Genomic DNA, 22,860 nt, shown 5'->3' on the forward strand with positions numbered 1-22,860 from the left:
TTTCGACATGACATCAATGGAAAAAGAGCTGGAATCTCCACTGAGCAGCCGCGTATTGACATGCCCAGCACAAGGTCGGTGGAGCAGCTTTCAATTAGTCGACGAGTTTGGTTCTGGCGAACCGTATGAAGGCTTGGCCTACGTCGTAGTCGATTCGGAAGGAAAAACCTACGATGGCAATCTCGATGGCACTGGCACAGGCAAAGTTTCTGAGCACTTCGCAGGGCCGATAGCACTCACCTTTGATCAGAAGTACCAAGGGGAAGAAGAGCTATACAAGGACTTACAAGCAAGACCTCATTACCCCCTGAAAATTACTGAACTTCAGGTACGCGCCGAACAAACCCGCTACCTGAACCACAACTCGACCCGCACCAGAGAAAACCCCGCACAAGCCTGCGCCGATGAATTCTTTCAGGTGGAAGTGCGTCATCTGGTCAAGCATGTTTCGCATTTGCCACCGCAGGTTTACAGCCATTACCCGCCCGGGTCGGGGCCGGCGAAGATCATGGGTAAGCATGGTGAGCGCGGTGTTGCCCTCATGCCGCTAAAACATACGGTGCTGGAAGTACGCCCGATGCGCGCCTTGCGCCCCATGCTGTCAATCGACGCTGGGGTCTGTGCGCTAAACCTCTATCAACTGGCGCTCATGTCCACCCTGAGCTATTGCCCGTTTGGTCAGAAGCCGGATAAACACCCCGTCGAAACGAAGACTGTGCGCTTCCCCTTGCAACCCACTGTTGGTAACTGGTTCGGGGATGCACTGGCCAAATTCGAAGAGCTTGGCAAAGTCGATGCGACGCAGACATCAGCGTATTACCCGCTTTTTGAAGATGTGCCGTACTCCAGGCGACTGGAGATCGTGCCGTTCGACCCAGACCTCTATGACGCAAACAAACCTGAACGGGAAGACGAGCAGGAGCACCCCGCCAAGATCCATTTCTTCGACGACAGGATCTTGGGTAAGCAGTCCACCGATACCCAAGCCTTCATCACCCACCACGACGAATTAATCCTGATTTCCGTGCGTGGCACCTATGAAATCATCGCGGATGGCCTGCGCGATGCCGATGCGTTTCAAGTGCCGTTCGAAGAACACGGCAGCAAGGTGCACCGTGGCTTTTACGAAGCGGCACAGAAAGCCTATGGTTTCGTCGTGAAATACCTCGACAAGTTTTATACCGGTCAAAAACTGCTGATCTGTGGGCACAGTCTCGGAGGCGCAGTGGCATTGCTGCTGTCGGAAATGCTGCGTCGAAGAACAGACTTCAACTACAACATCCAGCTCTACACCTACGGCGCCCCCCGCGCCGGTGACGCCCTTTTCACCAAAGGCGCAGAACCGCTGGAACATCACCGCATGGTCGCCCATAACGACCCGGTGCCCAGCGTGCCCGGCACCTGGATGAACACCAAAACGAGTGTTTACGGAACAGGTGCGGCACTGACCTTCGTCAACGTGCCCGTTGGCCTCTCGGTGTTTGTCGCCGGTATTACCAACTGGACCGGCGAACCCTACGAGCACCACGGCAAGCTGTACCACGCGATGCCGGTGCAGTTTGATCGCAATGAAAAGTCCATGATCCTGTGGGAGCCCGGTTGCGACACCGTTGCCCAGCATGCCGCCTGCTCGGTGGCCATTCAGCAAAAAAACGGCCTCCCGGATCGACCTTCGTTACTGACGCAACTCTTCAATGCCGGCAGCCACTCGATGGTCGGCAGCTACATTCCGGCGTGCTGGGCAACGCTGAAACGTTGGCAGGAAGCGCAATCAGCAAACCGATCCCTCGTATCGGATAGAGAGTTTGAGTGGATGCAAAAAGCGCTGGCGAGCATTACTTTGCAGTTGCGGCAAAAGCGCGACCAGACACGCCCGGACGCTTACGTTCGCCATCATGAAAAAACCATCGAAGCGCTCAATCGCGAGATCGACAAAATACAAATGTCGCTTGATCGCCTCAAAACCTTGCGTCAACAGCGCATCACCGAAAAAAAGGTCTACGGATCACTTTCGGATCAGCCCGAGCCGCTGTCTGAAAGCCTGTCGCGCTGGCTTGCCCATTCGGAAAACAAAGTCGTCGAGCAGTTGGCCATGGCGCCCACCAGCAAAAGTGATGACGGGCTACTGGCGTCGATCTACGGCCATACAGTGGGTGCGCCGCATACGCTGGATATCGATTCATTCATCTAAAAACAGTCCGGCACCCTCGCCATTTGCGTGTCTTGCGGGTAACCCGCGCCCGAAGGCTGCCCGGTTAACCCGCGAGGTTTTCCATGAAAGATTCAAGTTCAATGTCCGAAGCTCAAGCGCTGCCTGATTATCACCAATGCCTCCCCGCCGAACTCCACAGCCATGCGGATGATTTCATTCGCTATTTGCACGAACTGCCCAAGAGATCGCCGGTCGAGTGCCCGCTGTGCGGTCATCCACGCTTCAGACTGGAAACCAGCCAGAAAACACGCCTGCCTTTTTACCGCTGTGTGGCCTGCAACAAAGGCTTTAACTGTCTCTCGAAAACACCGTTTTCGAAAGTCGGGCTAATGCACCTCTGGTCAACCTTTGGTCAATACCTGTTGGCGGGTTGGTCGATGCGAGGTATTGCCGAAGCCATGAATATTGCCCCCAGCACCACTTCGCGGTGGAACAAACACTGCCGCACCGTCATGGCTAAAGACTTTCCAACGTTGTATCAGTGGTGGGCGGCACGCCAGGATCGAATCGATCTGGAGCCACCCGCACCTATTGCGGCTCAGGCCCAAGCGTTTCTGAGCGGGCTGGAGCATTTGCTCACGACTCCTCAAGCAGTCTGTCCAAAGTGCGGTTCACCTGACATGAAGCGTTTCGATGAGCGCCGCCCTGATTTTCGTTGCCCAGGCTGTTACAGCACTGTGAGTTTGCTGCAGGGCACGCTACTGGCCCGATTGGGTTATCCAGAGCATTGGCTGGGTTTTGTTCAAGGCTTGATCAACGGCGAGAGCGTGACTGATTTACAGCGGCGTACAGGCCTTTGCCAGCAGACGTGCAAGCGTTGGCAAGTACGTTTCATGCGGATGTTTGAAGAACAGGGCCACACCGATCTGGCGCAGTGGATTACATGGCTGCGCAGCCGTCGGGTTAAAGAAGTGAGTGATTTTGTGCGAGACGGCGGGGAGCTGGAAGCGGTTACAGGTTCTCGTTATTCCGCCAATTCAGGACGGCGATTTGCCGTTCCCCCGAAGAACCCGTGGAAGCGCAAACCCGATAAGTAGGCCGTAGGAGCATTTAACGCCGCGCACTTTTATCGGCGCACCGGGTTGGTCAGGGGGCGATGGCAGAAGTCATGGGACAGACCTCATCAAGCAGATGAGGCCAATCCTGGAGTCGCTATGCGTCCGTCATGTGGGATGGCCCCTACACCCTGGAGCTGCCGCAGGCTGCGATCTTTTGATCTTCTCTCAAGCGAGTTTCTGCGCCAGCACCGCAATGTGCTCCGGGCCGATCCCGCAGCAACCGCCCAAGTGACTGGCGCCGCGCTGCTGCCAATCAATCGCCCATTGCAGATAGCCGGGTGGATCGAGGTCTTCGCGCAACGGATCGAGTCCGTCATTGGCCGTCGCTTCCTTAGGCTGCGGCGGGAAGGCGTTGGCATAGGCGCCGATGTTTATCTTCACCCCCAGACGTTCGAAGGTCGCGCGTGCCGCGTCAATCGCCGCGCCGATCACTTCCGGCTGACTGCAATTGAACAACAGCGTCTCGACGCCCAACTCAGCCGCCGCTGCAGCCGCTTCGGCCACCGGCTCGCCGGAACGCAAACGCGGCACTTCGTCGGTGTCTTCGTCCTTCAAGGTAAACGACAGCCAGAACGGCTTGCCGTCCTGCGGCAGCCCGGCGTGAATGGCGCGCGCCTCGACGATCGAGCTTTGGGTTTCCGCCAGCCAAAGATCAACGTGCGGTGCCAGCCCCTTGACCAACGGGCCCAGCAACTCGGTCACCCGGGACGCCTCGAACAGATCCGGACGATAGGAGCCAAACAACGGCGGCAACGAACCGGCCACTCGCACCGCTTTGCCCGAAGCCTGCACCGCACGCCGCGCCAGTTCACCGGCCAACGCCGCCAGCGCCTGCCCTTCAGCGGCGAAACGTTCTTCGCCGATGTGGAACGGCACCACCGCGTAACTGTTGCTGGTGATCACATTGGCCCCGCTGGCGATGTAAGCGGCGTGTACCGCTTCCACCGCCTGCGGCGCTTCGCTCAACGCCAGCGCTGACCACTCGGGTTGCCGGAATGGCGCACCGGCGCGTTGCAACTCACGGCCCATGCCGCCATCGAGAATAATCGTGCTTGCTGCGCCCATATGCCTTTCACTCATAAGCTTATGAAAATAACTCACTATCAGAGTCGTTCTTATAACTATTTAATACGCACCATTCCGTTAATGACAACCTCTTTTTCAACCAGGGATCGACTGTGAAATTTCAACCGCTACTGGCCCTGGGCCTGACGATTCTGGCCGCCTCCTCCCAAGCCTTCGGCGGCGCCACACTGGATCGCGTCGAGCAGAAAAAAGAACTGGTTGGCGTGCTGATGGAAAGTTATCCACCGTTCTCGTTTCTCAACGAAGACAACCAGCTCGACGGTTTCGACGTTGATGTCGCCAAAGCCGTGGCGGACAAACTGGGGGTTAAGCTGCGTCTGGAAACGCCGTCCTGGGACGTCATCGCCGCCGGCCGCTGGAGCGGGCGCTACGACATCTGCATCTGCTCGATGACCCCGAGCAAGGCCCGCTCCGAAGTGTTCGATTTCCCGGTCGAGTACTACGCCTCCCCTGCGGTGATCGTGGTCAACGCCAAGGATGACCGCATCCACGGCGCCAAGGACCTGAGCGGCATGAAGGTCGGCCTCACCAGCGCCTCCAGCTACGAAAGTTATCTGAACAAGAATCTGGTCATCGAAGGCGCCGAAGACACGCAGTTGCAGTACCCGTTCGAAGACGTGCAGATCGCACCGTACGATACCGACAACGTTGCCTTCCAGGACCTGGGCCTGGGGGCCGGTGTGCGTCTGGACGCGATCCTCACCAACCTCGTCACCGCGCAGCCACGCCTGAACGAAGACAAACGCTTCAAACTGGCCGGTGCGCCGCTGTATTCGGAACCGAATTCGGTGGCCATCGAAAAGGGTGACGCCCAGTGGGATGCCAAAGTGCGCGAGGTGTTTGCGCAGCTCAAGCAGGACGGCACCCTGAGCAAGCTCTCACAAAAATGGATCGGCGCCGACATCAGTCAATGACTTCTTTCCCGACACCTCCACAGCCACCGCAACCGGTGGCTGCATCACGCCTGCAACGGCTCTTCGGTTTTCGTACGCGGTTGTACCTGACCTGGGCGGCGATGTTCTGCCTGTGCGCCGGGTTCTTCCTGAGCTTCGACCTGAAGTTCTCGATCATCCTCGACAAGCTGCCCAACCTGGTCGGCCTGAAGCTGGCACCCAATGGCTTCCTGCAAGGCGCGGCGCTGACGTTGTTTCTGTGCGTGTGTTCGATAGTCGCCTCGTCATTGCTGGGCTTCGTCACCGCGTTGGGGCGCTTGTCGAAAAGTGCCGTGGCGTTTGGCATCGCCAGTTTCTACGCTTCGTTTTTTCGCGGCACGCCGCTGCTGATCCAGATCCTGCTGATCTATCTCGGCTTGCCGCAATTGGGCATCGTACCCGGCGCCATCGTTGCCGGGATCATCGCCCTGTCGCTGAACTATGGCGCTTATCTCAGCGAAATTTTCCGCGCCGGCATCCTCGGCGTCCCCTATGGTCAACGCGAAGCGTCACTGGCGCTGGGCATGCGTGAGTCGGTGATTTTCTGGCGCATCACCCTGCCCCAGGCCATGCGCACGATCATCCCGCCAACCACCAACCAATTCATTTCCATGCTCAAAGACTCGTCGCTGATCTCGGTGATGGGCGTTTGGGAGGTGATGTTTCTGGCGCAGTCGTATGGTCGATCAAGCTATCGCTACATCGAAATGCTCACGACCGCCGCGATCATTTACTGGGTGATGTCGATCGGGCTTGAGCTGATCCAGGCACGCATGGAGCGCCATTACGGCAAGGCTTACGAACGCCGTACCTAAGGTGCTCTGCACTATCACCGACATCATTCTGTAAAACCCCATCGCTATACAGGACGGCCCGCTTATAACAAAAGGCCGTCCGCCCATGCCCTTCTCGCCTCAGCGATTGTCCCTCGCCATCGCCCTGTTGATCGCCACCACGGCCGCTCACGGCAAAACCGTGCAGATCGACAGCGCCACCACGGCTTCGCAAACCCTCGGTGGCAGCGACACGCTGACGATTTCGGCGCCGGGCAGCATCACCAACAGTGGCAAGGCTGTCAGCCTGAAGGACAACACCAGCGGTGTCGGCGTGGTGATCGATAACGCCGGCAACATCATCTCCACTGGCGGCCGGGCCATCGACAGCAGCGGCGACCTGAGCCAGGCACGCAATTACGCCCTCTACAACCGCAGCGGCGGGCAGATCCTCGGTGCCAATGATGCGTTGCGCATCGACAGCAACTTCGTCAGCGGCAGCCTGTTGATCGACAACAGTGGCGTCATTCGCTCCACCACCGGTCAAGGGCTGGACCTGGATGCGCTGCGCCGCGACGGGGTGAAAACCACGATCATCAACCGTGCGGGCGGGCTGATTCGCGGCGAGGCCAGCGACGGCATGAAGACCGGCGCCAATGCGACGATTACCAACTACGGCGAGATCTCGACGGGCGATTCGCACAACGCCGACCAAAAATTCGACGGCATCGATATCGATACCGCCACGGGTGTGTCGATCACCAACGACGGCGTCATTTCCGGCGGCCGCCACGGCATCACCACTGACCTGGGCGCGACACTGGTCAACTACGGACAGATCACCGGGCGCAACGGCTCGGGCTTCGGCTCCGACGGCGATGGTACGGTGATCAACCACGGCACCATTACCGGCGCGTACGCCGGGCTGCAAGCCAACGGTGATGGCGACGGCGTGGACATCGACAAGATCGCCCACATCGAAAACTACGGCACCATTCAAGGCGTTGGCGCGGGCGGTGTCGACAAGGGCGGGTTCGCCAACGGCAGTGAAGGCATCGCCCTGGGCGGCGGCTACATTTTCAACGCCAGCGGCGCCCTGATCAGCGGCGCTAACAGCGCGATCCTGGTAGACGACGGTAGCGACGGCTCGGGGCTGGCGGCAACCACGCTGGAAAACTTCGGCACCGTCCAGGGCCTCGACGGTTTTGGCGTGAAGTTCGTCGGTGAGTTCGCCGACAACGTGGTCAACGGCGGCACCCTCAGCGGCAGCAATGGCCTGGCACTGGATCTGGGCGGTGGCAACGACAGCGTGACCTTGCGCAATGGCAGCCGCTTTATCGGTGTGGTCGATGGCGGCAGCGGTTACGACCGGGTAGTGATGGACGACGTGGCGGGTGGCAGCTTCAGCGACAGTCGCAATTTCGAGTGGCTGGAGGTCAAGCAAGGCGCGTGGACGCTGACCGGTAGCGGCGATTTCAGCGACGGCGGCGCAGTGCGCAACGGCGCGACGCTGATCAACCAGGGCGCTATCGCCGGCAACCTCACCGTGGATGCTGGCGGGGTGTATGCCGGGGGCGGTTCGGTGGGCAGCCTCAACGTCAACGGTACATTGCGCACAGACACGGGCCTGGGCCGCACGACGATTGTGCGTGACTTGAACATGGGCAGCGCAGCCACCCTCGCCTACGGCGTCAACGCCGACGGCAGCAGCGCGCCAGTACAGGTCGGTGGCACCGCGAATCTCAACGGCGCGACCCTGGCCGTTAATCCCGGCAGCGGCACCTATCCGTGGCAGAGCCATTACACCGTGCTGCAAGCCACGCAGGTCAACGGCACCTTCGGCAAGGTCAGCAGCGATTACGCCTTTCTCACACCCACGCTGGCCTACACGCCAACTCAAGTCGACCTGACATACACCCGTAACGACGTCGCCTTCAAAGATTTCGCCGCCACCGGCAACGGCAGTAGCGCCGCCAACAGTCTGGCCTCAATGGGCAAGCACAACGCGCTATACAACGCCCTGCTCAACACCACCCAAAGCACTGCCGGCGCGGCAATCGAGCAACTGGCCGGGGCCAGCAATGCCAACCTGACCAGCGCCACCCTTGGCGCCAGCAGCCAGGTGGGCAACAGCATGCTCTCGGCGATGCAGCAGATCGGCGGCAGCCCAGGACTGATGGTCGGCCTCGATCAACGCGAAACCCCTGTGCTGGCAGCCAACGGCGTGCCGTCCGAGGCGCGCAACCTGAACGATCCGAACGCTCGCGGCCGCCTCTGGCTGCAAGCCATCGGCGGCTACGGCAAGCTCGACGGCGAACACGGCAGCAGCGGTCTGGAGCAACGCTCAAAGGGCAGCGTGCTCGGTGCCGACTGGTCGCTGAATTCAGCATGGCGATTGGGCGTATTGGGCGGTTATTCGAAAACCGATCTGGACGCCACAGGCGTCGATGGCAATGTCGAGAGCTGGCACGCCGGCGTTTATGCCCTACATCAGAACGGCCCGCTCTCACTGCGCCTCGGCGCGGCGTACAGCGGCCATCAAGGCGAAAGCAAACGCACCATCGCTTTCAACGGTTTCAGTGATCGCCCCAAAGGCGACTATGACGCCGACAGCCAGCAAGCCTTCGCCGAACTCGGTTACGCCATGGGCAGCGGCCGCCTCAGCGCCGAACCATTCGCCAGCCTCGGCTACCAGCGCTACCACCGCGACAGCTACCGGGAAAAGGGCGGCGCCGCTGCGCTGCAAGTCGACAGCCAGACCCAGGACAACTTCAGCAGCACCTTCGGCCTGCGCCTGGCGCACCTGAGCAGTCTGGACAACGGCATGAGCCTGACGCCACGCATGGCGGCGGGCTGGAAACACACTTACGGCGACGTCAGCAGCTCGACGCGCCAGGCCTTTGTGGTGGGCGGCACGGCGTTCAATGTGGACGGCAGTTCTTTGGATCGGGACAGTCTGGTGCTGGAGGCCGGGCTGGACGTGGGGATTTCTGCTCGGCATACGCTGGGGGTGGGGTATAGCGGCGAAATCGGCAGCAACAGTCGCAATCACGGGTTGATCGGGCAGTGGCAGATGAGTTTTTGATCGTTGAATAGCCAGTGTGGTCTTGATTAGTCGTAGGAAAAGGAGCCGGTATAGTCGCGTAAAAATACCGGTTCCGGATATAGCGGAAGATTTCGACAAAATGACGCGACAGCGCCTGCAAAACGGCGGGAAGTAGCCGACATCAAAATTTTTGCTGCGTCCCTAGAGTTTGGCCTTCTTTCAAAAAAGGCCTTGCTTGATGCTCATTCAACACACATTCAAACCACAACACTTGGCTTTAGCCATTGCGTTGGCGCTGGGCTGCGCAAAGATTGCAAACGCCCAGCAACTACCTGAAGCCTCTGACGCTGCGTCCACCGCGCAGGTGCCAGAACAGCCCGAAGACACCGTCTATGCAGAATCTCTTGGGAGGATTAAGGACTTTATCAACGATAAAGCGACCGTTCCGATTGCCTTCAATACACCCCAGAGCACTTTTCGAGGAACGGAACTCAACGATTTGATCGCTCTTCAAGACGACGCAAGCTTCACGGGGCAGTTGGATGGTGGCAAGGGGGACAACATGCTGCTACTGGATATCTCCGAGGGGGGCACGCTGAAAGACACCCGCAATTTCAATGCACTGTTTCTCGTGCGCGGAGACTGGACGCTGAGCACAAAGGGAGACTTCAACCAAGGCGTGCTGGTAACACACAACGGTGCGCTGACCAACCAGGGCACCATCAGCGGTGGGGCGGTTACCGCTGGCAAACTCTTCAACAATGGAAGCATAAAAGGGGATGTCTATGTCGAGAACGGCGGCAGCTTTGCGGGTAAGGGCTCGGTAGGAAACTTGCACGTTAACGGCCTGCTCATGGTCAATGGATTGCATGGTAGCCCTCGAGTGAAAGGCAGTTTGAGCCTATCCCCGAATGCTGAACTGTCTTATGAGGTCGCCCCCGGCAGCAGTGGTCAAACGATCAAGGTAGACGGCACTGCCAAACTTGAAGGCGCCACCTTGAAAGTCGTTGCAGTTGCAGGGGAATACCCGCAAAGCAGCCAGTACAAAATCATCGAAGCCAGCAAGGTTGAAGGTCAGTTCGGCACGATACTGAACGATCTGGCGTTCATGACAGCCACACCTCAATACAACAAAAAATCTGTGGGACTGACCTACGCACGCAACGAGGTCTCCCTGCCTAGCGTGGCCACCACCGACAACGGTCGTGCAGTAGCCGAAAGTATTGAAGAGCCATCGATCCCGGATCGACCACCGATATCAGCACCACTACCGACAACAACGCCCGTACTGGCGACAAGTCCATCTTCCACGTCAGAAGAAGCACCCATTTCAGAAGACGCGGTGGCGGTGCGTGCCGCCCCTGTCGCCACACCGTCAGCCCCTCAAACAGCGGCCCCCCAAAACGCTGCGGTCGTCGCACTGTTGGCTAGCGACAAAAGCACCGCACCGATTGCCATCGAGCAGTTGGCCGCCGGCGGCAACGCCAACCTCGCCAAAGCCACATTGAGCAGCATCACGCCTGTAAGCGCGAGCATGCTTTCGGCCATGCGCCAACTGGATAGCCGCTCGGGCGCTGCGTCTGGCTCTGGCAGTTCACCCCGGCAGGCGGCCGGCAGTGCAGACTCCGGACGCGTCTGGGTTCAGGCCATCGGCCATGGTGGCAAGGTCGATCGCGATCACGACAGCACCCTGAAACACGCCACCCAGGGTCTGGTCATGGGCGCGGATTGGCGACTCGATGAGCAATGGCATATCGGCCTGCTGGGCGGTAAATCCCAGACGAAACTGGATGCCCGCCAGTACGATGGCGACCTCGACAGCTGGCACCTCGGCGCCTATGCCGTGCGTCAGGACGGGCCACTGGCCCTGCGCCTCGGGGCGACCTACGCCAGCCATGACGGCAGCAGCAAACGTCGAGTGGTGTTCAAGGGCTTCAGCGACCGCCTGAAGGGCAACTACGACGCCAACACCCAGCAGGCCTTTGCCGAACTGGGCTTCAATTTCGGCCATAACAACGTGACGCTCGAACCGTTCGCCAGCCTCGGCTATCAGCGTTATCAACGTGACAGCTACAGCGAAAAAGGCGGCGATGCGGCGCTGAAGGTGTTCGGGCAAACCCGCGACAACCTCAGCAGCCTCTTCGGCCTGCGTGCAGCGAAAATCAGCCGACTGGACAACGGCATGAGCCTGACGCCGCGATTCGCCGCCGGCTGGAAACATACCTTCGGCGAACTCGACAGCGATGCCCGCCAACAACTGCTCAAGGGTGGGAAACGCTTTGAAGTGGCCGGTGCCGCGCTGGATCGAAACAGTCTGGGCGTCGATGCTGGCCTCGACCTTGGCCTGTCGGCCAACCACACCGTTGGGCTAGGCATCACGGGGGATTTCGGAACCGAAAGCCGTACTCACAGTGTGATGGGCCAGTGGCGAATGGCGTTCTGATGGTCTGAACACTGTCCCTGTGGGAGATTGCTCGCGAAGAGGGAGTGTCAGTCGACATGATCTGTGACTGATACACCGCATTCGCGAGCAAGCCCGCTCCCACACGGGATTTGCGTGATTCAGTCAAAACCCGGACGAAAAAAAGGGGAGCACATGCCCCCCCGAGGTTTAAAGCGTTGTACCGAGGCTGTTATCTCAGCCTTCGATCTCGATCAGGATTTCACCCGGATTGACCCGGTCGCCCTTGGCCACATGAATCGCCGTGACCTTACCGGCAACAGCGGCCTGGACTTCGGTTTCCATCTTCATGGCTTCGGTAATCAACACCGCTTGGCCGGCCTTGACGGTATCGCCCTCCTTGACCAGCACGTCGACGATGTTGCCCGGCATGGTGGTGCTGACGTGGCCCGGCGCCGAGGCTTGCTTGCGCTTGCTGCTGCCACCGCCGACGAATTCGTTGAGCGGTTCGAACACCACTTCTTCCGGCATGCCGTCGATGGACAGGTAGAAGTGACGCTTGCCTTCAGCCTTGACGCCAACACCGGTGATGTCGACGCGGTAGGTTTCGCCGTGAACGTCGATGACGAACTCGGTCGGCACACCTTCGCCGCCCGACGACGCGACTTTGCCGGCTTCAGGAATCGGCAACAGCACCTCCGGCGTGAGGGTGCCGGCGGCTCGCTCTTCGAGGAACTTGCGACCGATTTCCGGGAACATGGCGAAGGTCAGCACGTCTTCTTCGGACTTGGCCAGTGCGCCGATATCGGCTCGCAGCTTGGTCATTTCCGGCTTGAGCAGATCGGCCGGACGTACGTCGATCACTTCTTCGCTGCCGATGGCCTGACGACGCAGTTTCTCGTTGACCACGCCCGGCGCTTTGCCGTAGCCACCCTGCAAATACAGCTTCACTTCGTTGGTGATGGTCTTGTAGCGCTCGCCGGCCAGCACGTTGAAGAACGCCTGAGTGCCGACGATCTGCGAAGTCGGGGTCACCAGCGGTGGGTAGCCGAGGTCCTCACGCACACGCGGGATTTCCGCCAGCACTTCGGCCATGCGGTTCAGGGCGCCCTGCTCTTTCAACTGGTTGGCGAGGTTGGAGATCATCCCGCCCGGCACCTGGTTGACTTGAACGCGAGTGTCGACCGCTGTGAATTCGCTTTCAAACTGGTGGTACTTCTTGCGCACGGCATAGAAGTACAGACCGATCTCTTGCAGCAGTTCAAGGTTCAGACCGGTGTCGTACTCGGTGCCTTTAAGAGCGGCGACCATCGACTCGGTGCCCGGATGGCTGGTGCCCGAGGCGAAGCTGGAGATTGCGGTGTCGATGTGGTCGGCACCGTTTTCGATTGCCTTGAGCTGGCACATGGCAGCCAGACCGGCCGTGTCGTGGGAGTGGATGAACACGGGCAGCGACTGTTCGGCTTTCAACGCCCTGACCAACTCACCCGTGGCGTACGGGGTCAGCAGACCGGCCATGTCCTTGATCGCCACCGAGTCGCAACCCATGGCTTCCATTTGCTTGGCCTGCGCCACAAAGGCGTCGATGGTGTGCACCGGGCTGGTGGTGTAAGCGATGGTGCCCTGGGCATGTTTGCCCGCCGCTTTCACCGCTTCGATGGCCACGCGCAAGTTACGCACGTCGTTCATCGCGTCGAAGATGCGGAACACGTCGATACCGTTGACTGCGGCCTTGGCGACGAAGGCTTTGACCACGTCGTCGCTGTAGTGGCGGTAGCCGAGCAGGTTCTGCCCGCGCAGGAGCATTTGCAGACGCGTGTTAGGCAGCGCGGCGCGCAGTTGGCGCAGGCGCTCCCACGGGTCTTCTTTCAGAAAGCGTACGCAGGCGTCGAAGGTCGCGCCGCCCCAGCATTCCAGCGACCAGTAGCCGACTTTGTCGAGCTTGTCGCAGATCGGCAGCATGTCTTCGGTGCGCATGCGGGTGGCGAGCAGCGATTGGTGGGCGTCGCGCAGGATGGTGTCGGTTACAAAAATCTTTTTGGTCATTGTTCTATTCCTCACAGGCCTGCGTGGGCGGCGATGGCGGCGGCGATGGCCAGGGCCAGCTCTTCGGGTTTGCGCTTGATCGAGTAGTTGGTCAGTTCAGGATGGCTTTCAACGAAGCTGGTATTGAACTGGCCGCTACGGAATTCCGGGTTGCGCAGGATTTCCTGATAGTACGCGGCAGTGGTCTTCACGCCTTGCAGACGCATGTCGTCGAGTGCGCGCAGGCCACGGTCCATCGCCTCTTCCCAGGTCAGTGCCCACACAACCAGCTTCAGGCACATGGAGTCGTAGTAAGGCGGAATGGTGTAGCCGGTGTAGATCGCCGTGTCGGTACGCACGCCCGGGCCACCCGGGGCGTAGTAACGAGTGATCTTGCCGAAGCTTGGCAGGAAGTTGTTTTTCGGGTCTTCGGCGTTGATGCGAAACTGCAACGCAAAACCACGGTGCTGAATGTCTTCCTGCTTCACCGACAGCGGCAGGCCGGAAGCGATGCGAATCTGCTCACGGACGATGTCGATCCCGGTGATTTCTTCGGTGATGGTGTGCTCCACCTGCACCCGGGTGTTCATCTCCATGAAGTACACCTCGCCCTCGGCGAGCAGAAACTCCACGGTGCCAGCATTCTCATAGCCCACAGCCTTGGCCGCACGCACCGACAGGTCGCCGATGTAGGCGCGCTGTTCCGGGGTCAGTTGCGGGCTCGGGGCGATTTCGATCAGCTTCTGGTTGCGGCGCTGGATCGAGCAGTCACGCTCGAACAGGTGCACCACGTTGCCAAAGCTGTCGCCGAGGATCTGCGCTTCGATGTGCTTGGGATTGACGATGCATTTTTCCAGGAACACTTGCGCCGAACCGAAGGCCTTGGTGGCTTCGGAGATAACGCGAGGGAAGTTCTGTTCGAGTTCTTCGCGGCTGTTGCAGCGCCGGATACCGCGGCCACCGCCACCGGAGGTGGCTTTGAGCATCACCGGGTAGCCGATGCGGTCGCCTTCAGTGAGGGCTTCTTCAATACCCGATACGTTGCCTTCGGTGCCTGGGGTGACCGGTACGCCGGCCTTGATCATGCTGCGGCGCGCTTCGGTCTTGTCGCCCATGCGGCGGATGACTTCTGCCGAGGGGCCAATGAATTTAATACCGCGTTCGGCGCAGATGTCTGCCAGTTCAGCGTTTTCCGAAAGGAAACCGTAACCGGGGTGCAACGCATCGCAGCCGGTTTCAACCGCCAGGTTCACCAGTTTGCGCGGGTTCAGATAACCGGCCAGTGGCTCGGCACCGATGCTGTAGGCCTCGTCCGCACGCTTCACATGCAAGGCATGGCGGTCGGCGTCGGAAAAAATCGCAACCGAGCGAATGCTCATTTCGGCGCAGGCTCGCACGATTCGTACGGCAATCTCACCACGGTTGGCGATCAGGATCTTTGTTATCACTTGGAGGTTCCCTTGAGCCGGTGGCACCACGACCTGCTAGACCCAGGTCGACGCGTGACCAAATGTTTCAATTTAGTCGCGACTCCACACTAGCGCTCGAAAGGAATTAACAAAAATGAATAAAAATTGGGTCAGGCATAAGCAAAGACTTATAGTTGAAACACTCGCCAGCCTTCAGAGCCTGTAAAAAATGCGTAAGTCCCTGATGCGTATGACATTGCGTCAATTGCAGATCTTCAACGAAGTGTGTGATTTGCGCTCCTACAGCCGCGCGGCGGATGAAATGTCTCTCACGCAACCGGCCGTCAGCCTTCAGATTCGTCAGCTCGAGGAGCTGATCGGGCAGCCATTATTCGATTACGTCGGCAAAAAACTCTACATGACCGAAGCCGCCGAAGCTCTGCAGCGCGCCAGCCGGGACATTTTCGGGCGCCTGGAAAACCTCGATATGCAGCTGTCGGACATGCAGGGTTCACTGCAAGGCCAACTGAAACTGGCCGTGGAATCCAGCGCCAAGTATTTCGTACCGCACCTGTTCGCCGCCTTCAAGCGTCAGCACCCGGAGGTGAACCTGCAACTGACCGTGGTCAACCGTGGCCAGGTCATTCGGCGCCTCTCGGATAACCGTGACGACCTGGTGATCATGTCGATGGTGCCTCAGGACATGGGCCTGGAGTTCCTGCCATTCCTCAACAACCCGATTGTTGCCGTGGCCCGCCCGGATCATCCGCTGGCGCACTTGGGGACGTTGCGCTTGCAGGATCTGGAGCCTTACACCTTGCTGATCCGCGAACCGGGCTCAGGTACACGACTGGCCTGCGAGGAATACTTCAAAGAGAAACGCGTGCACTTCACCCAGACTCAGGAAGTGGCCTCGGCCGAAGCTCAGCGCGAATGCGTGGTGGCGGGCCTGGGCGTGGCGCTGTTGACGCGCCACGCCCTGAACCTGGAGCTGGCGACCGGTGGCCTGGTCGAGCTGCCGGTCGAAGAGTTGCCACTGTTTCGCAGTTGGTGCCTGGTGCAAGCCAAAGCCAAACGGCTGTCACCGGTGGCACACGCCTTCCTGGCGTTTATCCGCAGCGAACGGGCACAGATCAGCGCGCTGGTTGAACGCTTCGACGGGAAGCTGCCGGTGCCGCGTGCCAGTAGTTGAGTTTGCCTTCCTCGGGAAAATCTCCGATCTGGGCCTGAAGCTGGCGGAGTTCGAAGCGATCTTCGATGGCACGGCGAAATTCCATGCGGCGCTGATCTTCCTGCTGACGACGGGTTTTCGCTGCGCTGTTGCGTTCTTCGTAGGGCTGAGCCATTTCGAGTCTCCCAAGGCGAGTACGGGAGTTTCACGATAGGCGCGGGGGATGACGGTTTGGCTTCGCGGGGATGACAGTGCGATGAAAGTTTCGCAGGGCGAGGGTGTTTTAGGGAATGCCTTCGCGAGCAAGCCCGCTCCCACAGTGGATCTGCCGCGGACACACCTCTTGTGTCCTGGGGATCAAATGTGGGCGCGACCTTGCTTTAGTCGTCTAAGGCTTTCACAGCTTTTGGTGAGAGCCGCAAGCTGCGCAGGCTGCGCTTCACGCTCTTGAGGTGGTTGACCAGACTCGGCCCCCGCGCCATGGCCACGCCCATCGCCAAGACGTCGATGACCACCAGATGCGCAATGCGCGAAGTCAGCGGCGTATAGATTTCGGTGTCTTCATGCACATCGATCGCCAGATTGACCGTGGACAATTCAGCCAACGGCGTCTGGCTCGGGCACAACGTGATCAGTGACGCGCCGCTCTCGCGCACCAGGTTGGCAGTAATCAGCAAATCCTTCGAACGCCCGGACTGGGAAATGCAGATCGCCACGTCGGTCGGCTTCAACGTCACCGCCGACATCGCTTGCATGTGCGGGTCGGAATACGCCGCCGCCGTCAGCAGCAAGCGGAAGAACTTGTGCTGCGCGTCCGCCGCCACGGCGCCCGATGCGCCAAAGCCATAGAACTCGACGCGCTGGGCCTGGGACATCAGCGTCACTGCGCGCTGCAGTTCCACCGGATCGAGCTTCTCGCGAACCTCCATCAGGGTGTGCAACGTCGTGTCGAAAATCTTCAGGCTGTAATCGGCGACCGAGTCGTCCTCATGGATCGCGAACTGGCCGAAACTGGCACCGGCGGCCAGGCTCTGCGCCAGTTTGAGTTTCAGATCCTGAAACCCGGAGCAACCGATGGCACGGCAAAAACGCACGATGGTTGGCTCGCTGATGCCGACGCTGTGGGCCAGGTCGGCCATGGAACTGTGCATCACCGCCGCAGGGTCAAGCAGCACGTGGTCGGCGACCTTGAGCTCCGACTTGCGTAACAGGTGACGTGATTGGGCGATGTGTTGCAGCAGATTCACGGGGCTGGACTCTTCTTATGGTCGGGGATGTAGCAAGCTTGTAGTTATACTACATGAATCGGCTTTTTGCCTGCTCAATGCGTAACTCCATGCCCCCATATCAGGCGCGATGGCATACATGTAGCCCTTAAAACGTATTGTCCTGTTCGCGCAAAAGCCCGGCCAGATCGGCAGCTTCCACCGGTCGACTGATCAGATAACCCTGCACTTCATCGCAACGCTCGGCACGCAAAAATTCCAGTTGCTCCTGCCGCTCGACCCCCTCGGCCACCACTTTCAGCGACAACCCATGGGCCATGGCGATGATCGCCCGGGTGATCGCCGCGTCTTCACTGCCCTCCCCCAAACCCCGGATAAACGCCTGATCGATCTTCACGTAATCCACCGGGATGCGCTTGAGGTAACTGAGCGACGAATAGCCTGTGCCGAAATCATCAATCGCCAGTTTCACCCCCAGATCGCGCAGTTGCTGGAAGGTCGCGATGATGTGTTCGACGCTGTCGAGCAACTGGCTCTCGGTCAGTTCCAGTTCGAGGTAGTGCGGCGCCAGCCCGGTTTCTTCCAGCACCTGGCGCACCAGACTGACCAGTTTGCCTTGGCGCAACTGGTGCACCGACAGGTTCACCGAAACACGGATCGGCGCCAGCCCCTGACGCTGCCATTCGCACGCCTGCCAGCAGGCCTGGCGCAGCACGAATTCGCCGATCGGCCCGATCAGTCCGGTTTCTTCGGCCAGACCGATGAAGTCCCCCGGCGGCACTCGGCCCATGGTTGGATGATCCCAGCGCACCAGCGCTTCCGCCGCATTCAGGCGCCCGGTCTCCAGGCACAGCTTGGGCTGGTAGAACACCTTCAACTGCTGCTCTTCGATGGCTTTGCGCAACTGGTTTTCCAGTTGCAAGCGCTCAAGGGTGCTGGCCTGCAAGCTGTCGGTATAAAACTGGAAGTTGTTGCCGCCCAAATGTTTGGCATGTTGCATGGCCATGTTCGACTGACTGAGCAGCGCGGAAATCTCCCGCGCATTGTCCGGCAACATGCTGATGCCCATCGATGCACTGACCACCAACTCATGGCCTTCGACCGTCAGCGGCAGGCGCAGTTTGGCCGCCAATCGCGTGGCCACTCGGGCCAGACTCGACAGGTTGCCGTAGGCATCGAAGAGCACCGCAAATTCGTCGCCGGACAACCGGGCAATGGTGTCGGCTTCCGGTAAGGCATTAACCAACCGTCGCGCCATTTTTTGCAGCAACTGGTCAGCGATTTCGTGACCCAGACTGTCATTGAGCAGTTTGAAGCGATCCAGATTGATGTGCAGCAGCGCCAGACTGCGTCGCCCGCCCTGCCGCACCCGTTGATGCGCTTCGTGCAGGCGTTCGCGGAACAGCGAGCGGTTGGCCAGACCTGTGAGTTCGTCGTAATGGGCCAGATAACGCATGCGCTCTTCGGATTCGCGCCGTGCTGACAGATCGGCGAAAAAGCCCACGATATGGCTGACATTTCCCCGACTATCGCGCACCGCGTTAAGTTGTAGCCACTGCGGATACAGCTCACCGTTCTTGCGGGTCTCCACCAGTTCGCCCTGCCAACTGCCGTGCTGTTCCAGCGCATGGCGGATCGCAACGTAATGGCGGCGGGCATCGCGGCTGCACGGCAACTCGACGACGTTACGCCCCAGCATGTCGTCGATGTCGTACCCCGTGACCCGACTGAAGGCCTGATTGATCGCGATCAGCGCGTAGTTCGGATCGAGAATCACGATGCCTTCGCTGGCCGCTTCAAACACGGTCGCCGCCAGTCGCTGCTGTTCTTCAAGGTGTTTACTGGCGCTGATGTCGCGGCGCGTGCCGAGCATGCGGATCACCCGCCCGCTCTCGCTGCGCTCAACGGCGCGACCACGGTCCTCGATCCACACCCAGTGGCCGTCGCCGTGACGCACGCGGTATTCGATCTGGTAGTCCTCGGTGCGGCCCTTCAAATGCTCGATCAGCGCGTGTTTGAGCACCGGCAGGTCTTGCGGGTGCAGCCGCGGCTTGAGGTCGCGCAGGATCGCTGTGACGTATTCCGGGGCGAGGCCGAACAGCTCCTGAATCTGCGTGTGATGGACTTCGTCGGTTTGCAGATTCCAGTCCCACAGCCCCAACTCACTGGCTTTCAACGCCAGTGCCAGGCGCGCCTCGCTTTTGCTCAACGCCTGGTTAGCGGCGTCCAGTTCACGACTGCGCTGGGCGACGCGGTCTTCCAGTTCGACCTGCGCTTCGCGCAATTGGCCCTCGGCACAGCGACGGTGCTCGATTTCCCTGGCCAGCTCCTGATTGAGTTGCTCGCTGCGCGACTGCGTCTGTTGCAGGTGTTCGATCAGGTGCTGATTCTGGAAGCGTCGCAGCAAACCGCGATCGATCAGACGATTGACCTGCCACGCCACCACGCTCAGCGAACCCAGCAGGATCAGCCCCAGCCAACCCCAGCCGCGCGCCTGCTCATCGCCGCCCCAGAACAGAAAACCGATCGCCGGCAGCAGGCACGGCAAGGTAAAGGACAAGAACGCCGGCAGGCTCACGGCATAGGCAACACTGGCCGAGAGGGTCGCGGCGCCGATCAGGCCGAACACCCAGGCTTGCTGCATGAAATTGTCGGCCGGCACCAGAGCGATGCCAGCCCCGGCCAGGGTCAGGCCGGTCATGGTCGAGCCGATCAGGAACATCCGGAACCAGATCGGCTGGGCTTGACGATGGGGAATCGCCGAATCGAACGCGGCCACCTGAATCACCCGTAATGCGACCAGCAACAGCAACCACACCAGCCAGACGCTGACCACGAAGTAACGCTGCGGGCTCCAGAGCAAACCGGCGCAGACCAGACCATTGATCAACATGAACAGCGTGGGCAATAAAGAGCCCTGATACAGCAGGCGTGTGCGCTCGACCGCCATTTCGGTGGCGTAATGCCGGCGAATAACCCGGGGTTCCACAGAGGGGCCCGACAGTTCGGAGCTGAGGGTCATGGGCAACGTTCTTGTTCTTATAAGGAGGGCGTGCGCCCGAAACGTGGACGGAGCATACACAAGCCGATCCTGTTGCCAAACTGCTCCAGATCATAATTTCACGGAAACTTTTCGCCCCCTCGCCACTGAAAAAACCCGCAAAGCGAGGCGGGCTGACGCCTGTAGGCAGTGACCGACCGGTCGTCACTGGCAGGACTTTCATCGGCTAATGCAAAGCTCGGTTTGCCCGGGCCTGCGGCGCGCCCTAGAATGCCCCGATGCGCGATGATCTCTCCCTTCTGCTGAACTCCCTCAACGATGCCCAACGCCAGGCCGTAGCGGCCCCCGTTGGCCGTCAGTTGGTCCTGGCCGGTGCTGGCTCCGGTAAAACCCGAGTGCTGGTGCACCGTATCGCCTGGTTGATCCAGGTCGAAAACGCCTCGCCCCACTCCATTTTGTCGGTGACCTTCACCAACAAGGCCGCTGCCGAGATGCGTCATCGCATCGAGCAGTTGCTGGGTATCAACCCGGCGGGCATGTGGGTCGGCACCTTCCACGGCCTGGCGCACCGCTTGCTGCGGGCACACTGGCAGGAAGCGGGCTTGAGCCAGACTTTCCAGATTCTCGACAGCGACGATCAGCAGCGGCTGGTCAAGCGAGTGATTCGCGAGCTGGGTCTGGACGAACAACGCTGGCCGGCCCGTCAGGCCCAGTGGTTCATCAATGGGCAGAAAGACGAAGGTCTGCGTCCCAAACACATTCAGGCCAGCGGCGATCTGTACCTGGCAACCATGCGCAGCATCTATGAGGCCTACGAGGCGGCTTGCCTGCGTGCCGGCGTCATCGACTTCTCTGAGCTGCTGCTGCGCGCACTCGACCTGTGGCGCGATCATCCGGGCCTGTTGGCGCATTATCAGAAGCGTTTCCGGCACATTCTGGTGGACGAATTCCAGGACACCAACGCCGTGCAGTACGCCTGGTTGCGTCTGCTGGGCAAGGGCGGCGACAGCCTGATGGTGGTTGGCGATGACGACCAGTCGATCTACGGCTGGCGCGGCGCGAAAATCGAAAACATTCATCAGTACTCCTCCGACTTCCCGGATTCGGTGACCATTCGCCTGGAGCAGAACTACCGCTCCACCGCCGGCATCCTAAAGGCCGCCAACGCCCTGATCGCCAACAACACCGGACGCCTGGGTAAAGAGCTGTGGACCGACGGCGGCGATGGCGAGGCGATCAATCTGTACGCCGCGTTCAATGAACACGACGAAGCACGCTACGTTGTCGAAACCATCGAAAGTGCGCTGAAAACCGGCCTGGCACGCAGCGATATCGCGATTCTGTACCGCTCCAATGCCCAATCGCGCGTTCTGGAAGAAGCCTTGCTGCGCGAACGCATTCCGTATCGCATTTACGGCGGCCAGCGCTTCTTCGAGCGGGCGGAAATCAAAAACGCCATGGCCTATCTGCGCTTGCTGGAAGGTCGCGGCAACGATGCGGCACTGGAGCGGGTGATCAACGTCCCGGCCCGCGGCATCGGCGAGAAAACCGTCGAAGCAATCCGCGAGCATGCGCGCCACAGCGATGTGTCGATGTGGGAAGCCATGCGCCAACTGGTCGCCAATAAAGGCCTGACCGGTCGGGCGGCTGGCGCGTTGGGGGCGTTTATCGAGCTGATCGAGAACCTCGCCGCCAAATGCATGGAGATGCCGCTGCATCTGATGACGCAGACCGTCATCGAGCAATCCGGCCTCATCGCGTATCACGAAGCGGAAAAAGGCGAGAAAGGCCAGGCCCGGGTGGAAAACCTTGAAGAACTGGTCAGCGCTGCACGCAACTTCGAGACCACCGAAGAAGACGAAGAACTGTCACCACTGGCGGCATTCCTCGGCCACGCTTCGCTAGAGGCCGGCGACACTCAGGCCGATGAGCATGAAGACAGCATTCAGTTGATGACCCTGCACAGCGCCAAAGGCCTGGAATTCCCTTACGTGTTCCTGGTGGGTATGGAAGAAGGCCTGTTCCCGCACAAGATGAGCCTGGAAGAACCGGGACGCCTTGAGGAAGAACGGCGTCTGGCCTATGTCGGTATCACCCGGGCGATGCAGAATCTGGTGATGACCTATGCTGAAACCCGACGCCTGTACGGCAGCGAAACCTACAACAAGGTGTCGCGTTTCGTACGAGAAGTGCCGAAGGGTCTGATTCAGGAAGTGCGCTTGTCGAACAGCGTCAGCCGACCATTTGGCGGCAACCAGTCGATGAGTGGCAGCAACCTGTTCAGCGGCAGCGAAATTCCGGAAACCGGCTTCAGCCTCGGCCAGACCGTGCGTCACTCGATCTTTGGCGACGGGGTGATCCTGAATTTCGAAGGCGCCGGCGCTCAGGCCAGGGTGCAGGTGAATTTCGGCGAAGGCAGCAAGTGGCTGATGTTGGGCTACGCGAAGCTCGAAGCCATATAAGCCTTACGGCGTCCCTGAGGGAGCGGGCTTGCTCGCGAAAGCGGTCTTTCATTCAACA

At 59.9% G+C, this 22,860-nt stretch carries 14 protein-coding genes; 8 read left to right on the plus strand and 6 right to left on the minus strand.

The genetic code is table 11. The annotated features are described in order from the left end of the window. Positions 1-7: 7 nt before the first annotated feature. Both AACY50_RS08975 and AACY50_RS08980 read left to right on the plus strand, forming a co-directional pair. Positions 8-2,191, plus strand: coding sequence for a lipase family protein (locus tag AACY50_RS08975; RefSeq protein ID WP_339538458.1), 2,184 nt, complete (start codon positions 8-10; stop codon positions 2,189-2,191). 83 nt (positions 2,192-2,274) lie between these two features. Next, positions 2,275-3,249 (plus strand): hypothetical protein, encoded by a 975-nt coding sequence (locus AACY50_RS08980; RefSeq protein ID WP_339507796.1) that lies wholly within the window; start codon positions 2,275-2,277, stop codon positions 3,247-3,249. A gap of 186 nt (positions 3,250-3,435) precedes the next feature. Here the strand turns inward: AACY50_RS08980 and AACY50_RS08985 are convergent, their stop codons facing one another. Next, on the minus strand, positions 3,436-4,335 hold the full coding sequence (locus tag AACY50_RS08985) for a homocysteine S-methyltransferase family protein (RefSeq protein ID WP_339465159.1): 900 nt from the start codon (positions 4,333-4,335) through the stop codon (positions 3,436-3,438). Positions 4,336-4,448: 113 nt separating this feature from the next. On the opposite strand from AACY50_RS08985, the gene AACY50_RS08990 reads away from it, so the two are divergent. From AACY50_RS08990 to AACY50_RS09005, 4 genes are all read left to right on the plus strand, one after another. After that, complete coding sequence (locus AACY50_RS08990) at positions 4,449-5,270, plus strand: ABC transporter substrate-binding protein (RefSeq protein WP_339538459.1); 822 nt, start codon at positions 4,449-4,451, stop codon at positions 5,268-5,270. After that, complete coding sequence (locus AACY50_RS08995) at positions 5,267-6,103, plus strand: amino acid ABC transporter permease (RefSeq protein ID WP_339431491.1); 837 nt, start codon at positions 5,267-5,269, stop codon at positions 6,101-6,103. Before AACY50_RS08990 ends, AACY50_RS08995 begins: the two co-directional genes overlap by 4 nt. An 85-nt stretch (positions 6,104-6,188) precedes the next feature. Then, the gene (locus AACY50_RS09000; protein ID WP_339538460.1) at positions 6,189-9,146 is read left to right on the plus strand and encodes an autotransporter outer membrane beta-barrel domain-containing protein; all 2,958 of its coding nucleotides are present in this window, start codon (positions 6,189-6,191) and stop codon (positions 9,144-9,146) included. 199 nt (positions 9,147-9,345) lie between these two features. Beyond that, the gene (locus AACY50_RS09005) at positions 9,346-11,550 is read left to right on the plus strand and encodes an autotransporter domain-containing protein (protein ID WP_339538461.1); all 2,205 of its coding nucleotides are present in this window, start codon (positions 9,346-9,348) and stop codon (positions 11,548-11,550) included. A gap of 195 nt (positions 11,551-11,745) precedes the next feature. Here AACY50_RS09005 and oadA read toward each other — a convergent pair whose 3' ends face one another. After that, positions 11,746-13,554: a sodium-extruding oxaloacetate decarboxylase subunit alpha gene (gene oadA, locus AACY50_RS09010; protein ID WP_339431488.1), complete on the minus strand. Its 1,809-nt coding sequence runs from the start codon at positions 13,552-13,554 to the stop codon at positions 11,746-11,748. Between the two features lie 11 nt (positions 13,555-13,565). Beyond that, positions 13,566-14,981: an acetyl-CoA carboxylase biotin carboxylase subunit gene (locus tag AACY50_RS09015; RefSeq protein WP_339538462.1), complete on the minus strand. Its 1,416-nt coding sequence runs from the start codon at positions 14,979-14,981 to the stop codon at positions 13,566-13,568. A gap of 190 nt (positions 14,982-15,171) precedes the next feature. Between AACY50_RS09015 and AACY50_RS09020 the strand changes: the two genes are divergently transcribed. Further along, positions 15,172-16,134, plus strand: a complete 963-nt coding sequence (locus AACY50_RS09020; RefSeq protein ID WP_339431486.1) for a LysR family transcriptional regulator — start codon at positions 15,172-15,174, stop codon at positions 16,132-16,134. Here the strand turns inward: AACY50_RS09020 and AACY50_RS09025 are convergent. The 3 genes from AACY50_RS09025 to AACY50_RS09035 form a co-directional block, all read right to left on the minus strand. Continuing rightward, a complete protein-coding gene (locus AACY50_RS09025) occupies positions 16,076-16,288 on the minus strand; it encodes a PA3496 family putative envelope integrity protein (protein WP_221731873.1) in 213 nt (70 codons plus the stop codon). The two genes, AACY50_RS09020 and AACY50_RS09025, sit on opposite strands and share 59 nt — an antisense overlap. 205 nt (positions 16,289-16,493) lie before the next feature. Beyond that, the gene (gene hexR / locus AACY50_RS09030; RefSeq protein ID WP_007962240.1) at positions 16,494-17,360 is read right to left on the minus strand and encodes a transcriptional regulator HexR; all 867 of its coding nucleotides are present in this window, start codon (positions 17,358-17,360) and stop codon (positions 16,494-16,496) included. Positions 17,361-17,487: 127 nt separating this feature from the next. After that, positions 17,488-20,361 carry a putative bifunctional diguanylate cyclase/phosphodiesterase gene (locus tag AACY50_RS09035; protein ID WP_339465152.1) on the minus strand — a complete coding sequence of 958 codons (2,874 nt, stop codon included), beginning with the start codon at positions 20,359-20,361 and terminating at the stop codon, positions 17,488-17,490. Between the two features lie 257 nt (positions 20,362-20,618). Here AACY50_RS09035 and uvrD point away from each other — a divergent pair, with 257 nt between their 5' ends. Continuing rightward, complete coding sequence (gene uvrD / locus AACY50_RS09040; RefSeq protein ID WP_339431484.1) at positions 20,619-22,802, plus strand: DNA helicase II; 2,184 nt, start codon at positions 20,619-20,621, stop codon at positions 22,800-22,802. Positions 22,803-22,860: the final 58 nt, after the last annotated feature.

The sequence above is a fragment of the Pseudomonas sp. RA_15y_Pfl2_54 genome (assembly GCF_963971015.1).
GTDB classification, from domain to species: domain Bacteria; phylum Pseudomonadota; class Gammaproteobacteria; order Pseudomonadales; family Pseudomonadaceae; genus Aquipseudomonas; species Aquipseudomonas baetica_A.

Coding starts and splice junctions, on each gene's coding strand:
- AACY50_RS08975 (WP_339538458.1), top strand. CDS start 8: ATGACATCAATGGAAAAAGAGCTGGAATCTCCACTGAGCAGCCGCGTA.
- AACY50_RS09000 (WP_339538460.1), top strand. CDS start 6,189: ATGCCCTTCTCGCCTCAGCGATTGTCCCTCGCCATCGCCCTGTTGATC.
- AACY50_RS09035 (WP_339465152.1), bottom strand. CDS start 20,361: ATGACCCTCAGCTCCGAACTGTCGGGCCCCTCTGTGGAACCCCGGGTT.
- AACY50_RS09020 (WP_339431486.1), top strand. CDS start 15,172: ATGCGTAAGTCCCTGATGCGTATGACATTGCGTCAATTGCAGATCTTC.
- AACY50_RS09005 (WP_339538461.1), top strand. CDS start 9,346: ATGCTCATTCAACACACATTCAAACCACAACACTTGGCTTTAGCCATT.
- AACY50_RS08980 (WP_339507796.1), top strand. CDS start 2,275: ATGAAAGATTCAAGTTCAATGTCCGAAGCTCAAGCGCTGCCTGATTAT.
- AACY50_RS08985 (WP_339465159.1), bottom strand. CDS start 4,335: ATGGGCGCAGCAAGCACGATTATTCTCGATGGCGGCATGGGCCGTGAG.
- oadA (WP_339431488.1), bottom strand. CDS start 13,554: ATGACCAAAAAGATTTTTGTAACCGACACCATCCTGCGCGACGCCCAC.
- AACY50_RS08995 (WP_339431491.1), top strand. CDS start 5,267: ATGACTTCTTTCCCGACACCTCCACAGCCACCGCAACCGGTGGCTGCA.
- uvrD (WP_339431484.1), top strand. CDS start 20,619: ATGCGCGATGATCTCTCCCTTCTGCTGAACTCCCTCAACGATGCCCAA.
- AACY50_RS09025 (WP_221731873.1), bottom strand. CDS start 16,288: ATGGCTCAGCCCTACGAAGAACGCAACAGCGCAGCGAAAACCCGTCGT.